Origin of the sequence: Flavivirga aquatica (assembly GCF_001747085.1) — a bacterium.
GTDB lineage: Bacteria > Bacteroidota > Bacteroidia > Flavobacteriales > Flavobacteriaceae > Algibacter_C > Algibacter_C aquatica.
In genome coordinates, this window is the sequence record NZ_MDJD01000034.1 from 54,535 (window position 1) to 70,927 (window position 16,393).

At 30.0% G+C, this 16,393-nt stretch carries 10 protein-coding genes; 9 read left to right on the plus strand and 1 reads right to left on the minus strand.

Annotation, left to right across the window (positions count from 1 at the left end; all coding sequences use genetic code 11):
* Positions 1-4 precede the first annotated feature (4 nt).
* The 3 genes from A8C32_RS06570 (at position 5) to A8C32_RS06580 (ending at position 3,111) form a co-directional block, all read left to right on the plus strand.
* Entirely contained in the window at positions 5-1,819 is a 1,815-nt protein-coding gene (locus A8C32_RS06570) for an ATP-binding protein (RefSeq protein ID WP_069829651.1), read from the plus strand.
* A 117-nt stretch (positions 1,820-1,936) separates the two neighbouring features.
* Complete coding sequence (locus tag A8C32_RS06575) at positions 1,937-2,326, plus strand: RidA family protein (RefSeq protein WP_069829652.1); 390 nt, start codon at positions 1,937-1,939, stop codon at positions 2,324-2,326.
* Positions 2,327-2,448: 122 nt separating this feature from the next.
* Complete coding sequence (locus tag A8C32_RS06580; RefSeq protein WP_069829653.1) at positions 2,449-3,111, plus strand: response regulator transcription factor; 663 nt, start codon at positions 2,449-2,451, stop codon at positions 3,109-3,111.
* 392 nt (positions 3,112-3,503) lie between these two features.
* Here the strand turns inward: A8C32_RS06580 and A8C32_RS06585 are convergent, their stop codons facing one another.
* A complete protein-coding gene (locus A8C32_RS06585) occupies positions 3,504-5,546 on the minus strand; it encodes a sulfatase-like hydrolase/transferase (RefSeq protein WP_069829654.1) in 2,043 nt (680 codons plus the stop codon).
* Between the two features lie 678 nt (positions 5,547-6,224).
* Here A8C32_RS06585 and A8C32_RS06590 point away from each other — a divergent pair.
* The 6 genes from A8C32_RS06590 (at position 6,225) to A8C32_RS06615 (ending at position 16,390) form a co-directional block, all read left to right on the plus strand.
* The gene (locus A8C32_RS06590) at positions 6,225-7,652 is read left to right on the plus strand and encodes an MFS transporter (RefSeq protein ID WP_069829655.1); all 1,428 of its coding nucleotides are present in this window, start codon (positions 6,225-6,227) and stop codon (positions 7,650-7,652) included.
* 127 nt (positions 7,653-7,779) lie between these two features.
* A complete protein-coding gene (locus A8C32_RS06595; protein WP_069829656.1) occupies positions 7,780-11,301 on the plus strand; it encodes a nitrate reductase in 3,522 nt (1,173 codons plus the stop codon).
* The gene (locus A8C32_RS06600; RefSeq protein WP_069829657.1) at positions 11,301-12,728 is read left to right on the plus strand and encodes a rubredoxin; all 1,428 of its coding nucleotides are present in this window, start codon (positions 11,301-11,303) and stop codon (positions 12,726-12,728) included. The genes A8C32_RS06595 and A8C32_RS06600 overlap by 1 nt, the downstream gene beginning before the upstream one ends.
* A 234-nt stretch (positions 12,729-12,962) precedes the next feature.
* Positions 12,963-13,376: a response regulator gene (locus A8C32_RS06605; protein ID WP_069830175.1), complete on the plus strand. Its 414-nt coding sequence runs from the start codon at positions 12,963-12,965 to the stop codon at positions 13,374-13,376.
* 378 nt (positions 13,377-13,754) lie between these two features.
* Positions 13,755-14,294: a heme NO-binding domain-containing protein gene (locus A8C32_RS06610; protein ID WP_069829658.1), complete on the plus strand. Its 540-nt coding sequence runs from the start codon at positions 13,755-13,757 to the stop codon at positions 14,292-14,294.
* Positions 14,294-16,390, plus strand: coding sequence for a PAS domain-containing sensor histidine kinase (locus A8C32_RS06615; protein ID WP_069829659.1), 2,097 nt, complete (start codon positions 14,294-14,296; stop codon positions 16,388-16,390). Before A8C32_RS06610 ends, A8C32_RS06615 begins: the two co-directional genes overlap by 1 nt.
* Positions 16,391-16,393 lie beyond the last annotated feature (3 nt).

Genomic DNA, 16,393 nt, shown 5'->3' on the forward strand with positions numbered 1-16,393 from the left:
ACATATGACAAAAAACGGTAAATCATTAGACAAAATAACGTTTAATAGATTATGCCGTTTATATGTTCTGGCCTTGAGTACTATTGCTTTTTCGGTAATAATGAGTCAAGTTCTTATTAAAAATCACCTTAATATTCAAGAAAGCGATTCTACGGTTATTAATATAGCTGGTAGACAGCGTATGCTAAGCCAGAAATTAACAAAAGAAATTGTATCACTTTCAAGGGAGTCAAGTTTAGAAAATAGAATTCTTCTTAAAGATAAAATTAAGAATACATTACAACTTTGGGAGCTGTCTCATTATGCACTTCAAAAAGGAAATGATAGTCTTGGTTTACCAAGTAACAATAGTGAGGTTGTTATTGGTAAGTTTAAGGAATTGAATATTTCTTTTAATTCAATTCATCTAGCTTCTAAAGCAATTATTAAAAAGTTAGAAACTAAACCAGACTTAACTCTTGATTTGTTTATTGATGATTTAGACAACGTTAAAAAACATGAAGGTGATTTTTTAATGATAATGGATCAAATTGTAAATCAATATAATCTGGAAGCAGATGAAAGAGTAAGTTGGTTACGACGATTAGAAGAATGGTTAATGGTTTTAACTTTATTGATTCTATTAGCTGAATTTTTGTTTATTTTTTTGCCAACAGCAAAAATAGTAAGGAATAGTATAGAGAAATTATTACTAGCAGAAAAGGAAGCTAAAAAAATGGCTTTTGATGCAGATCAGTTAAGTATTGCTAAAGAGGTTTCTATTAAAGAATTACGAGCACTTAGTCATGCTATGGATGAAACACTTTTATTTGCTCGTATTTTGCCAAATGGAACAATTGCTCACATAGGAAATAAATTTTCGCGACTTTTTAAATCTACTAATTTTACTGCTACTAAGAATCTGTCGCAAGTTTTATCTATTCATGAAAATGAACAAAATGTTATTGATGAGTTAATTTCTAAGCATAAAAAAACAGGTTGGCAAGGAGAAGTTAAAGCAACAGTAAAGGGTGGGGATAGTATCTGGTTAGAAATGGCTATTATTCCATTTAATTTAACTAAAGATAAATCTGAGATTTTAATCATTGCTTCGGAAATAACATCAAGAAAAGCTGCACAGTTAGAAATAGAGCGACTTACTAAAAAGAGTTTTGAAGAAGAAATGAGTCAGCAAAAAATCATTTCTAGTAAGATTATAGAAAATCAAGAAAAGGAACAAAACCGAATAGCTAAAGATGTACATGATGGAATAGGACAAATGCTAACTGGACTTAAGTACAATTTAGAAAGTATAGATATATCTGATATAGAAAAAACAACATCGAAAATTGAGCATTTAAAGGAACTCACTACTAATATTATTAAAGGGGTGAGAACTGCAACGTTTAATTTAACACCTCCAGAATTATCAGATCATGGTATAGTTCCTGCCATTTCTAAGCTATCTAAGGAGTTAGGTAAGCTTACAGGTAAGAATATTGTCTTTTTAAATAAAACAGATTTTAATCAACGTTTAGAGTCGCTTGCAGAAATAAATATTTATAGAATTACTCAAGAGGCTATTAATAACTCTATTAAATATGCCGATTCTACACATATTTTAGTGTCTTTGTCTCATAGCGAAAATATACTAAGTATTGTAATTGATGATAATGGTAAAGGTTTCGACCCTAGTAAAGTAAAGCATGTTAAAAGTGGTGATGGAGGTATGGGATTAACCTTTATGAGAGAGCGTATAAAATATATAAATGGACGTCTTTTCCTTAATTCTGAATTAGGCAAAGGGACTCGTGTTACTTTAAATATTCCTTTAAAATAAGAAGTTTTGATTTTTTTGTGTTTCATTAATTTAAAGAAAGACTAAGTAATTAAAATAAGGAAGTAAAATGTTAATTTTGCCATTAATAGTAAAAACTAAAAATTTATAAATTAGATTATGGGTAAAAAATTAATAAGTACTGGTTCAGATTTTGAAACTAAAATGGCGTATTCAAGAGCTGTTGTTCAGGATAATTGGGTATTTGTATCAGGAACTACAGGATATAATTATGACGATATGTCTATTAGTGATGATGTTGTAACTCAAACAGAACAATGCTTAATAAATATTAAAAATACGCTTGAAAGAGCAGAAGCAGAGTTGTCGGATGTGGTAAGAGTTACTTATATTTTACCTAATGGGAGTGATTTCGAAAAATGTTTTCCTATACTTAGAAAGTATTTTGGAGAGGCTAAACCTGCTGCAACTATGATTATTGCTGGGTTAGCTGATGAAAAAATGAAAATTGAAATTCAAGTTACAGCTCTTAAATCACAAAATAAGTAAGTAATATTACGTAAATTTATTATTTTTGAGTGTAACTCAATTTACGTATTTTTTTGAAATTGAAGTGATAATGTCAAGCTACTTCAATTTTATATTTGTGTAATATTTTTAAACTTTAAGGAATGGATATTATCAATGTTGTTTTGGCAGATGATCACGTATTAGTAAGAGATGGTATAAAAGCACTTTTAGAAGATCAATCTGGTATTGTGGTAATTGACGAAGCATCTAATGGAAAAGAAGCTTTAGAAGTTATACAGGTTAGTAAGCCTGATGTGTTAATTGTAGATATACGTATGCCAGAGTTAAATGGTATAGAGGTGGTTAGGGAGGTAAATAGACTTAGGCTAGATGTTAAAACTTTGGTGCTTTCAATGCATGATTCTGAAGAGTATGTTGTACAGGCTATTGAGGCAGGAGCACATGGGTATTTGCTAAAAGGAGCTAGTAAAGAAGAATTTCTTAAAGCTTTAAATAAAGTAGCTTCTGGAGGTAAATATTATACTGGAGATGTTTCTGCTATTATCATGAGTAATTTTGTAAATAGCTCATCTAAAGTTGTTTATTCACAAAAAGAGCCTATTGAAACACCATTTAAATTAACTAAGCGTGAAAAGCAAATACTTAGTTTAGTACTTGAACTTAAGAATAATAAAGATATTGCCGAGGAACTTAAAATTAGTAAGCGTACCGCTGAAGTACATCGTTTTAATTTGATGAAAAAACTTGATGTTAAAAACTTGATGGAACTTTCTAATAAAGCTAGGGAATATCAATTGGTTTGATAAGTTTGTTACAAATCTTTTTTAGGTCATTTTTGCTTTCAATATTTTAAGTAGTTAAGATTGTTCATTTGTTTTTCATGCCAGATGAGGTTTTTTAATAGTTTCATTTAGTTCTTTTCAATTGGCTGTTAAATAGTTTTTTTTCAATATTTTCCTTTTATAATGATATTGTGTTATGCCTTTAAAATTATGAAGAAAATCATGAGTAGAAGACATTTTTCAGTAAAAACAGCAAAAAAAGATTAAAAAGAGGAAACCTTATAATTGTATAATTATAATTAATACTGGAGTTGATCTTTATATTATTTTAAAAGATATACAAAAAAAGTGGTTGGAATTTCTTCCAACCACTTTTACCTACTTTGAAGGTAACCTTTTTATAGTTAAAAAAATTATTTTTTAACTATTTTTCTTGGTTTTTGAGGGTTTCCATCTACACTAGTCTTAATAATATAAAGACCATTAGAAAGACCTGAAAGATCAATTTTAGATGCTTTAACATCAGAGAAAACAGCTTGTTTAACAACTTTACCATCTAATGCCATAATTTCAATGTCTAATTCAGCAACTTCCTTAGTGAAATTGAAATTAATGAAGTTATATGCAGGAACAGGAGAAATTGTTAATTTGTTACCGTTAGCTAAAAGCTCATCTGTAGCAGAAAATTTAGTATCGTTTTTAGCAGTAGAAATTTTTCCTAAAGAAAAAGTATTGTCTTTTATAGCATTACCTTGTGCATTAGTACGTGATGCATCTTGGTATCTAGGCATGTTTTGGTTATCCCATTTGTCTTGTATACCTCTACAGTTATCAAAAAATTGCGGTTGTTTATGTTGTTTTGCTAATTCTTGAACTTGAGGAACTAATCTGTTGATTAATTGTGTAGCTTCAGTTCTACGAGAACTTCTTAAGTTTGTTGATTCACTAATATCTGTAGATAAATCATAATATTGCCAATCAGCTCTACTTTTACGAACTAACTTTTTGTTGTGATTTCCTGGAGTGTTATCGTAAATAGATAGGTTACTAAATCCATTAAAGTGACGTAAAACGTATAATGGTTGATCTCTAGCTATTAATTTGTTTTGACGTAAACCAGGTAATGCATTTTCTCCATCTAATCTTGCGGGTATAGGTCTTCCAGCTGCAGCTAATAAAGTTGGATAGATGTCTAAAGCAGAAATAGGGAAGTTATATTTTCTTCCTCCTCTAATATTTCCTCTTGGCCAGCTAATAGCAAAAGGTACACGGAATCCACCTTCATTTAAACTTCCCTTTCCTTCGTCTAATGGATAGTTTACACCACCAGCACTAAATCTTTTCCCACCATTGTCACTTAAAAAAATAACGATCGTGTTGTTTTTAGCACTTCCACCATCTCTGTTGCTGTTAATTTCATCTAAAATCCTACCAACACCTTGATCCATAACATCTACCATGGTAGCGTAAGTAATACGGTTTTCTATTAATTTGTTGATTTCAGTATTTCTATTAGCAGGGCTTGCATCTCTTACGCTTTTTGCTTTTAAAATATCTGAACTGTTGCGCAAAGCATTTCTAAAGCCAGGGTGTCTGCTTAAAAATGAGTTTTTTTGAGCTACAGAAGCTTGTAATGGTGTATGTGGCGCGTTATAAGCTACATAGGCTAAGAATGGGTTGTTGCTTCTTTTTCCTTTACGAATAAATTCGATAGCTTCATCAGAGATAGCATCTGTGATATAACGACTTTCATTAGGTAGACCAACTCCGTTTTTTTCTACGTATGTTAGGTATTCATTAACAGAACCTTCTCTTTTGTTTTTTATAGCATTTCTATATATAGCGTTAGAGCTAGTAATATCTTCTGGGTTATCTCTTAAGCTACCACTATTATCGTAGTCAAGTCCAGCTGGAAAATATTGGTGTCCACCTCCACGGAATCCATAATATTCATCAAATCCACGGCCTTGAGGACTGAAACGTTCAGCTTCACCTAAATGCCATTTTCCTAACATATAAGTGTTGTAGTTTGCTTTTTTTAAGGCTTCACTAAAAAATTCAGCATTGTTAGCATTAGAAACACCAGTATGTTCACCATCACAATTAACACTACGTACAGGAAGATTAAATTGAGAACCAATCTCGTGGGGGTAACGTCCTGTTAATAAACCGGCTCTACTTGGTCCACAAAACGGGTGGATAGCGTAAGCTTGTGTACAAATAACACCGTTAGCTGCAATTCTGTCAATATTTGGTGTTTTAATAACACCTAGGCTTGCAGGAGCAACAGCACCACCGCCACTTCTGTTCATACGATTAAAACCTATATCGTAATAACCTAAGTCATCTGCTAAAATTATTACTACATTAGGTTTTTGAGCATAACTACTAAAGCATAGTAGGCATGCACAAAAAAATAAAACTTTAGGGAGTTGTTTTTTTAATTTTGTTTTCATTGTTTAAATTTTTTATTATACAAATTTTAAAGTAACAAATATATTAACTTTTGTAAGTTTAGTATTATTTTAACAGTAGTATTATTATTTGTTTTTAAATGAAAGATCCTAACTTGCTTATTTTTAAAGAATTATGTTTATTGAAGGAGATTATTTATTCTTGTTTGGGTTTTTCGGTCTAGTATTAATTTTTTTGAATAGTATTTTGCAAATAAATTTAAACGTTTTTAAAGTATTTAATATGCTGTTTTTTATCCAAGGGTCTTTAAATACAGGATATTAAAGAAGTATGGTTATAAATATTATATATACTAAAAGTTATATTTATAGAGAGAACTGTATGTAATTATAGTAAATAAAAGATGATGTATATTAAAAAGTAAGGCTTATAATGTAAATTGAAACTTGATAGCTTCTAGACATTAATATTTGTTGTTATTTCCAATTTTAGGCTTTAAAAATATGATTTTTATACAAAATAGGATGCTTATTTTAGATATAGGTATATTAAAATATTTTTGTTTTTACATCAATTTGCATTTTTTTTCCTGTAATTTATCATATCCTCAAAATCACTATTATGTAATTATCAATCTAATATTTATTAAGTATTACGTATTTTTTATACTTCTAAATTAAGTATTTATACTTAGTTTTGTGCATATAAAAGTATGTATTATGAAAAATTCAACACAAGCAAAAGCTACAAAATTAAGTTTATTAGATTTTAAAAATGTATCCACTCGTACGTTTTGGATTACATCTATATCTTTCTTTATGTGTTTTTTCGCATGGTTTGGTATTGTTCCATTTATGCCAGACGTAGTTAAAGATTTAGGTTTAACTCCAGATCAAAAGTGGAACTCAATTATTTTAGCGGTTTCGGGAACTGTATTTGCGCGTTTGCTTATAGGTAAATTGTGTGACAAATATGGACCAAGATTATGTTATACATGGTTATTAATGTTAGGAGCGATTCCTGTTATTCTTTGTGGTTTAGTACAAACACCATTACAGTTTTTAGTATGTAGATTATTTATAGGTTTTATAGGAGCATCATTTGTGATAACACAAGTTCATACCTCTTTAATGTTTGCACCTAATATAGTTGGTACTGCAAATGCAACATCTGCAGGTTGGGGTAATTTAGGTGGTGGAGCTAATCGTTTAGGAATGCCTATAATAGCAGCAGCAGTTATAGCTTTTGGAGTAGCAGATGCAGAAGCTTGGAGATATTCGATGGTGGTAGCAGGTATTATTTGTTTTTTAATGGGTATTGTATATTTCTTTTTTACACAAGATACGCCTAAAGGTAATTTAAAGGATTTAAAAGCTTCTGGAGAAATTATAGAAGGTAATAAAGATCAAATTGGATTTTTAACAGTAATTAAAGATTATAGAATTTGGATTTTATTTTTAGTATATGCTGCTAGTTTTGGAATTGAATTAACGGTTTATGGTACTATGGACGATTATCTTCAAAATACATTTCAATTAGAGCGAGTTACTGCTGGTAATATTGTATTATCTTTTGCATTAATGAACATATTTGCTAGAACTTTAGGAGGCTTTTTTGGTGATAAATTTGGGAAATTAAAGGGCTTACGTGGTCGTGTTTTGTTTTTATCATTTATATTAACAGTACAAGGAATTATGTTAGTTACATTTTCTTTAATGACAAGTATTATAGTAGGGTTCATCTTTTTAATACTATTTAGTTTAAGTGTTCAAATGGCTGAAGGTGCTACGTTTTCGGTAGTGCCATTTATAAATAAAAAAGCAATTGGGGCTGTATCAGGGATAGTCGGAGCTGGAGGCAATGTAGGGGCCTTTATAGCTGCTATTTTGTTAAAGTCAAAATCGGCAGTAGCAGAGAAATCAGCAATTGTTGCTAGTGAAGGTTTAGGAGAAGAAGTTATTAAAAATGCACAAGCAGTGGCATCATCGGCGGCTGTTTCTCAAGGTTATTTGTTAATTGGTTGTGTAGTGCTTTTAACAGGAGTAATAGCTTTAGCAATTAAGTTTTCTAGTGAAGATGAAAAAATAGCAGATATAGAATTGAAAAAATCATTAGAAGATTTAATTCCTGTGCCTGTAAAAAGTTAGTTAAATAGATCCTGTAATTATCAATTTCATATTATATGGTTGGTTTTTTACAGTATTCAGAATAATAAAAAACACACTTGTTTAGTGTTAAAAAAATAGTTTAATTCGGTACAAAACGCTGTTGGAAATGATTAAAAAAGAAGTAAAAACAACTTGTTCCTACTGTGGTGTTGGATGCGGTATTATTATTAAAAAGGACAATAATAATAAAGTATTTGTCGAAGGAGATAAGGATCATCCAGTAAACAAAGGGATGTTATGTTCTAAAGGTATGAATTTGCATTATGTTGCAAATGATACATCAGATAGAATTCTTTATCCAGAAATGAGATGGAGTAGATCACACCCAAGAGAGCGTGTAAGTTGGAATGATGCATTAGATAGAGCAGCAAGTGTTTTTAAATCTATTATAAAAAAGCATGGGCCAGATAGTGTTGGTTTTTACGTGTCTGGACAAAGTTTAACAGAAGAATATTATATAGCAAACAAGCTAACTAAAGGCTTTTTAGGAACCAATAATATTGATACGAATTCACGTTTATGTATGAGTTCTGCAGTGGTTGGTTATAAAAAAACATTTGGAGAAGATAGTGTACCTATTTCTTATGCAGATATTGAGTTAGCAGATTGTTTTCTTATTACAGGAGCAAATCCAGCATGGTGTCATCCTATATTATTTAGAAGATTAGAAAAGCATAAAGAAGAAAACCCAGATGTAAAAGTGATTGTTGTAGATCCTCGTAAAACGGATTCTGCAAACTTTGCAGATATACATCTTCAATTATTACCTGGAACAGATATAATTCTTTATAATGCGATTGGACGATGCCTTTATGAGCGTGGTTTAATTGATGAAGATTTTATAAAAAATCATACAGAAGGTTTTTCTGCATATAAAGAACAAGTTTTTGATACCTCTATAAAGAAAGCATCAAAACTTTGTGGAGTACCAGAAAAAGATATTAGAAAAGCAGCAGATGTTATAGGGCTTTCAAAAGGTTTTATAAGTATGTGGGCTATGGGGTTAAACCAAAGTGTTGTAGGAGTTAATAAAAACTATGCACTTTTAAATTTGTCTCTAATTACAGGGCAAGTAGGGAAGCCAGGAGCTGGGCCATTTTCTTTAACAGGACAGCCTAATGCAATGGGAGGTCGTGAAGTAGGAGGGATGGCAAATTTATTAGCAGTTCATAAAGATTTACAAAATGAAGAGCATCGTCGTGAAGTCGCTCAGTTTTGGGGGGTAGATAAAATATCTCCTAAACCAGGGTTAACGGCTACCGAAATGTTTGATGCACTTGAAAGTGGAAAATTAAAAGCCATTTGGGTTGCTTGTACAAATCCATTAGTGAGTATGCCTAATGCGCATCGTATTGAAAAAGCGATGGAAAATGCAAAGTTTGTAGTTGTTCAAGATATTTCTCATAAATCTGATACCGTTGCATTTGCAGATTTAGTATTGCCAGCAGCAGGTTGGTTAGAAAAAGAGGGTACTATGACGAATTCAGAGCGTAGAGTTTCTTATTTACCAAAGGAAATTGAAGCTCCAGGAGAAGCAAGACCAGATGTTGAAATATTCTGTGATTTTGCAGAGCGTATGGGTTTTCGTGGTTTCAGTTATGCAAATGCAAGAGAGATTTATGATGAGTATGCATCAATGACAAAAGGAACCAATATAGATGTGTCTTTTTTGAATTATGAAAGATTAAAAAACGAAGGAACATTTCAATGGCCAGTTCCAGAATATCGTCATTCGGGAACTCCAAGATTATTTGAAGATAAACAGTTTTACACGCCATCTAAAAAGGCTATTTTTAATGTGCCAGATCATATTGAAAACACATCTGTTCTATCAAGTGAGGCATATCCTTTAATATTAACAACAGGACGTGTTAGAGATCAATGGCACACCATGACTAAAACAGGAAAAGTATCGCGTTTAAAAACGCATTACCCAACACCTGTATTAGAAATTAACCCTATAGATGCTAGCTTATATAAAATAAAAGATGGTGATGTTACCGAAATTAAGGGAGAAAACGGCATAGTACGTGTAAGAGCAAAAATAACAGAGAACATAAAAAAAGGTGTGGTGTTTTTACCTATGCACTGGGGGAAACAATTACAAAGTAATTTAAATCGTACTAACAATTTAACCAATACACATGTAGATCCTTTATCTAAAGAACCTGATTATAAATACACAGCAGTTTCTGTGTCTAAGTATAAAAAATCAGTTGAAAAAATTATTATAGCAGGAGCAGGAGCAGCATCATTTAGGTTTATTCAAAATTACAGAGAATATAATGAAAGTGATGAAATTCATGTTTTTTCAAAAGAATCAAATCTCTTTTATAACCGTGTTTTATTACCAGAATATATTACAGAAGAGTTAAGTTGGGAACAGCTTCTTAAAGTTAAAAAGTTAGAATTAGATAAGCTTAACATTAATATTCATCCAGAAACACTTATTTCTAAGATAGATTCTGATGCTAAATTTATTACAGATAGTAATGGAGATAAGCATACATTCGATAAGCTTATTTTAGCTACAGGTAGTAGAGCCTTTATACCAAAGGATGTTCAAATTGATTTGCCAGGTAGGTTTACTATGCGAGATAAAGGTGATGCAGATAAGTTTAAAGCTTATTTAGATGCGACTAACTTACCGCCAGAAGAACAACATGTTGTTATAGTTGGTGGTGGTCTATTAGGTCTAGAGTTAGCTGCAGCTATGAAGCATAAAAATGTAAAAATTACTATAATTCAACGTGCTTCTAGGTTAATGGAACGCCAATTAGATAAAATATCAAGTAAACTATTGGCTTTAGATGTGCAAGAAAGAGGGATTCAAATTTATTTTGATAATGAAGTAAGTACTGTTTTCGATGATGAAGATACAGGAGAATTAACAATCAATTTAAAAAGTGGAAAGTTTATTACCGCCAACGCAATAGTTTACGCAATAGGTACCAGACCAAACATAGAAGTAGCTAAAGATAACGGTATTAAATGTAGTCGAGGTGTTATTGTGAATCAACATTTACAATCATCTCATCCAGATATTTTTGCTATTGGTGAAATAGCAGAATTTAAAAATCAATTATTTGGAATTACATCTGCAGCAGAAGAACAAGCTGGAATTTTAGCAAATTTTATTGCGGGAGACATTAGCTGTGCTTATAATGGATCAGTTTTAATGAATATTTTAAAATTTAATGATCTTAACTTATGTAGTATAGGAGAAATTAATGTTCCGGAGAATGATGATAGTTATGAAGAAGTTGTTTTTACAGATATTTCTAAGCGTTATTACAAGAAGTGTATCGTAAAAGATGATTTACTCATTGGAGCGGTTTTAATGGGCGATAAAAATGAATTTGCCGAGTTTAAAACTATGATTGAGAGTAAAATTGAAATGTCCGATAAAAGGGAAACTTTACTTAGAGGAGCTTCAAATGATGAACCAGTTTTAGGAAAATTAGTCTGTTCATGTAGTCAGGTTGGTACAGGAAATATTGAAGATGCAATAGCAAAAGGCTGTACAGATTTCACAGAGCTTTGTAATAAAACAGGAGCAGGCTTAGGTTGTGGAAGTTGTAAAACAGAAGTAAAAGAAATACTTAATAATACAAAAGTATTAGCATAATGAAAGAACCATATAGATTAAGAATAAATGGAGGTGTATTGTCTCCTGGTGAATTAAAATATATTTGTGAAGCAGCAGAAGGTTTAGGTTTAGATGCTATTTCTTTTGGTTCTCGTCAAGATATTATTTTTCCTGAAAAAATAGATAAAAGTAAGTTTGATGAGTTTAGTAAAATTCAATTTATTAAGCCTAAAAGAGACGGTATAGAAAATATTGTGTCTTCTTATGTTTCGGCAGATATTTTACCTAGTACTTCATGGCTTACAAGTGATAGATATTTATATGTTATAGAACAATTTAAGCATAAACTTAAATTAAGGTTAAATATTACAGATCCTAAGCAGCGTTTAGTACCATTATTTACAGGAAATATTAATTTTATTGCTTCAGAGCATGAAGATTATTGGTATTTATATGTTAGACTTCCAGAATGGAAAAAAACGCAAATGTATCCTGCACTCATATATAGTTGGGATATGGATAAGATAGAATTGGCTATTGAAAATATTTTACAAGAAGAGCCAGAAACTATTGAGACCGTTTTCGAATTAGTAAGTGATGCTGTAGATACTAATAATCGAACAGTAGATAAGCCTCTTGAAGTCCCATTTTATCCATTTCCATATTATGAAGGCATGAATCGTTTTGGAGATAAATATTGGTTGGGTTTATATTGGAGAAATAATAGATACGATTTATCCTTTTTAAAAGCGATGTGTGATTTATGTGCCGAAAATAAAATAGGAAAAATATCAATTACTCCATGGAAATCTTTTATAGTAAAAGGGATTCCAATAAGTTTTAAATTGCAATGGGAGAAGTTTTTAGGAAGCTTTGGTATAAATGTTCGTCATTCAATGTTAGAGTTAAACTGGCATTTACCAGTTAACGATAAAGAGGCATTAAACCTAAAAAAATATTTAGTAACAAACTTTGATCAAAACGATATTAGTACTTATGGTCTTACTTTTGGAATTGCAAATTATGAAAGTAAATCTTATTACTTTACATCAGTAGTAATTGAAAAAAATAAACAACCTGAGCTTTTAGGTGATTTTGTTATTCGTGATACATATAATTTGTTATATGCTAAAGATTTTGATCCTAATACACGTGAGTATATCATGCATGTGCAAGATGTGGATAAAGTAGAATTACCAGGCTTACTAATGGAATTAAGTAAGTTGTATTTTGAACAACTAGGAACTGAAAGGGAAGAAGTAAGGCTTTCAGAAATTAAAAAAGAAAGTATTGAAGAAGAAGTTTATCAATGTACAGATTGTTTAACAGTTTATAATGAAAAATATGGTGATATTACTCAAAATATAGCGCCTAATTCATCTTTTGAGAGTCTACTAGAAACTTATGAGTGTTCACTTTGTGAAGCACCTAAAAGTAGCTTTAAGAAAAAAGTTTTGGTTAAATAGTAAGTTGTAAGAATAATAAATAAAAGGTTATATTACGACATTTAATGTAGTAATAGCTAAAGAATAAATGGTTAAAAACATATTCTAAGTCAGCTAAAAAATACTTAAACCATTAATCGATACATAACAGCTATTGAGCTACACTTAAATTCAGGTTAACGAAGTCTATTTAAAGTCTTTATTATTTGTTTTATTTTCATGTCAAAATTAGATATCCTCTCAAACAAAATAGTCATGGAAAAAAAATTAAATATTCTTTTAATAGAAGACGATATGATTGAAATTATGAAATTGAATAGAACAATTTCATCATTAGACCTTAAGCATAAGATCATAGAAGCCAATAACGGAGAAGATGCTTTAAAAATTCTACAAAAAAAAGATGAATTACCACATATTATTTTATTAGATTTAAATATGCCAAAAATAAATGGTATAGAGTTTTTAAAAATACTTAAGAACGATGATGTTCTAAAATACCTTCCAACCATTGTTTTAACGACATCTAGTAATCAAAACGATTTATTAGAGTGTTATAAAATTGGTATTGCAGGTTATGTTTTAAAACCTTTAAAATATGAAGATTACGTATCTAAACTAGAAAAACTACTAGCTTATTGGAGTATTAACGAACTGAAACAAATTTAAATAAAGGCATAGTTTAATAGCATTCTTATACTTAATTTCAAATAAATATAATCTCGAATGGTTTGTAAAATTACTAGTTAATTTAAAACCTAAAGGATTTGTATTTCTCTCCTTACTTGTAAATTTTCAAATTTTCACATAATTAAGAATTTACTTACAATTTTTTATTAAATTTACACAAGCATAAAATAAATTAAGGACAGAGTTTTTTTAATATTTTCAGAGAATATGTATTAAAGAAACATTTTTCAATAATTATTTCAATTAACAAAAAATATTTGGATCACTATGAATATAGTGTTTTTTAATTATTTAAAAGGAGTCTTTTAGATACTTTGTATATATGTGGAATTAACTTGATAATAAAAATAAATTTGAATGAAGGGTATAGTTTTTACAGAATTTTTAGATTTAGTTGAGGATAAATTTGGTTTAGAAATGGTTGATAAAATTATTAATGAATCTAATTTAGAATCAGAAGGCATTTATACTTCTGTTGGCACTTATAAGTTTTCAGAAATGCTCCAATTATTACAACACTTAAGTGCAAATACAAATATTACTATTGATGATTTATTATTGGTTTATGCTGAGCATTTTTTTAATGTCTTAAAAGATAGTTACCCTGGGCTTTTAGCATCTTATAAAGATCCTATTGAGATGCTGGCCTCCATAGAAAATCACATACATGTTGAGGTAAGAAAAATTTATCCAGATGCAGAACTCCCAACATTTGAAATTTTAGAAAAAGAAGAACATTCGTTAATAATGATTTATAAATCCAGTAGAGCTATGCATCATTTTGGATTGGGTTTAATGAATAAAACTTTCGAGCATTTTAATTCGACAGCAACTATAGTTATAGAAAAGATAAAAGAAGACGGAACAGAAGTTAAGTTTATTATTAATAAAAATTAATGAGGCAAGAACATACAGATATACTGCAACGTGCTTTAAAAAGGGAGAAGGCTGCTAGAAAACAAGCAGAGAAAATTTTAGAGGATAAATCTCTAAAACTTTTTAATATTTCTCAAGAGTTAAAAGAAGCTAACGGGAAATTAGAATATCTTCTAGAAGAGAAAACATCACAATTGAAAGGTGTTTTCGAAAATATTAATGATGCTTATTTAATAATGGATCTTTGGGGTAATGTATTAAAAATGAATGATATCGCTATAGATCTTTTTGGATATGATATAACTACTGAAAAATTAAATGTCACAAGTCTTATTTATAAAGAAGATGCAGATTACGCATTTGTGTCATTTAAAAAATTAAGAGATACAGGCTTTTTTTCTAACTATGTGGCTCGAGTTATAACAAAAAATGAAGTTATTAAATGGGTGCATATTAATGCGAGTGTAATATATAATAAAGATAAAAAACCTATAGCAGCTCAAGGAATTATAAGAGATATTACAGACAAAAGACATACTGCAGAACTAATAAAAGAGCAAAAAAAGGAGTTAGATGTTATTGTAGAAAACTCTTCTTTAGGAATTGTGCTTACTCAGGGAGGAAATATACTAAGAACCAATGAAGCTATGCAAAAATTATTGGGGTATACAGAACAAGAACTTTCAAAATTTAGTATTAAAAATATTACATTTAGGGAAGACTTTATAGGATCAAAAGATTCTATAGAAAGGATGGAATCTGGAGAAATAGATAATTTTGTAGTTAATAAACGCTATAAAAAGAAAGATGGCTCTGTGCTTTGGGCAAAAACAAATGTAAATGCGGTTAGAGATAATTTTGGAAACATTAAATATGAAGTAAAACTTATAGAAGATATTACAGTAGAGCGAGAGCGATCGTTAATTATAGATATTATTAATGATGTTGCAAAAGCAATACTTGGTAAAATAGATATTTTCGAAATAGCTTGGGAAATAACTAATAATATCGCAGAATATTTAAATACTAAAGATTGTGTGATTTATTTAGTAGATCAAGATAAACAAGTTTTAGAACAAATTGCAGCTTATGGAAAAAAGGTTAATAGTAGTAAGCAGATTATTAATAAAATTAGTTTGCCTATAGGCAAAGGTGTTGTGGGAGCGGTAGCAAAAACCGGAAAAGCAGAACTTATAAAAAATACAGAACTCGATAATAGATATATAGAAGATGAAGTAAAACGATTCTCGGAAATAACAGTGCCTATTATTAGTGACGGATGTGTTATTGGCGTTATTGATTCTGAGCATATTGAGAAAAACTATTATACAGAAGAGCACCTGCATACACTTGAGAGTATAGCTAACTTGGTAGCCATGCAACTAAAAAGTGCTATTAATTTAAGGGAAAGGAAAAAGGTCGAATCTAAAAATAAAGAACTTTTAAATAAATTAGCGAAAAGCAATGATGAGCTTCAGGAATATGCTCACATTGTATCACATGATTTAAAATCACCATTAAGAAGTATTAATGCTATAGTAAGTTGGATTAAAGAAGATAATAAAGGTAAAATCGATACTGTTAGTTTACAGAATTTTGGATTGATTGAAACCACTTTAGAAAAAATGGAGCAACTTATTTCGGATATTCTATTGTATTCAAGCGTCGGAGCAGATTTTACAGAAAAGCAAGAAATAGATTTAAATATTCTTTTAGAAGATTTGAAGAAAATCCTCTTTGTCCCAGAAAATATTAGTATTAATATCTTAAATAAAATGCCTGTTTTATATGGAGATAGAGTGAAGCTTCAACAATTATTTCAAAATTTAATTAGTAATGCTGTGAAATTTAATGATAAAGAAAACGGATTAATAGAGGTAGATGTACAAGATCAAAAATTGTTTTATTTATTTTCAATAAAAGACAATGGAATAGGAATAGAAAAAGAATATCACGATAAGATATTTAAAATTTTTAATGTATTAAATAAAAGTAAAGAGTCTACAGGTATAGGTTTATCTATTGTAAAGAAAATAGTTGACTTACATGAAGGCGAAATTTGGTTAGAGAGCGAACCCGAAAATGGAACAATATTCTTTTTTACCCTAAAAAAATGAAAA

Coding starts and splice junctions, on each gene's coding strand:
- A8C32_RS06570 (WP_069829651.1), top strand. CDS start 5: ATGACAAAAAACGGTAAATCATTAGACAAAATAACGTTTAATAGATTA.
- A8C32_RS06575 (WP_069829652.1), top strand. CDS start 1,937: ATGGGTAAAAAATTAATAAGTACTGGTTCAGATTTTGAAACTAAAATG.
- A8C32_RS06580 (WP_069829653.1), top strand. CDS start 2,449: ATGGATATTATCAATGTTGTTTTGGCAGATGATCACGTATTAGTAAGA.
- A8C32_RS06585 (WP_069829654.1), bottom strand. CDS start 5,546: ATGAAAACAAAATTAAAAAAACAACTCCCTAAAGTTTTATTTTTTTGT.
- A8C32_RS06590 (WP_069829655.1), top strand. CDS start 6,225: ATGAAAAATTCAACACAAGCAAAAGCTACAAAATTAAGTTTATTAGAT.
- A8C32_RS06595 (WP_069829656.1), top strand. CDS start 7,780: ATGATTAAAAAAGAAGTAAAAACAACTTGTTCCTACTGTGGTGTTGGA.
- A8C32_RS06600 (WP_069829657.1), top strand. CDS start 11,301: ATGAAAGAACCATATAGATTAAGAATAAATGGAGGTGTATTGTCTCCT.
- A8C32_RS06605 (WP_069830175.1), top strand. CDS start 12,963: ATGGAAAAAAAATTAAATATTCTTTTAATAGAAGACGATATGATTGAA.
- A8C32_RS06610 (WP_069829658.1), top strand. CDS start 13,755: ATGAAGGGTATAGTTTTTACAGAATTTTTAGATTTAGTTGAGGATAAA.
- A8C32_RS06615 (WP_069829659.1), top strand. CDS start 14,294: ATGAGGCAAGAACATACAGATATACTGCAACGTGCTTTAAAAAGGGAG.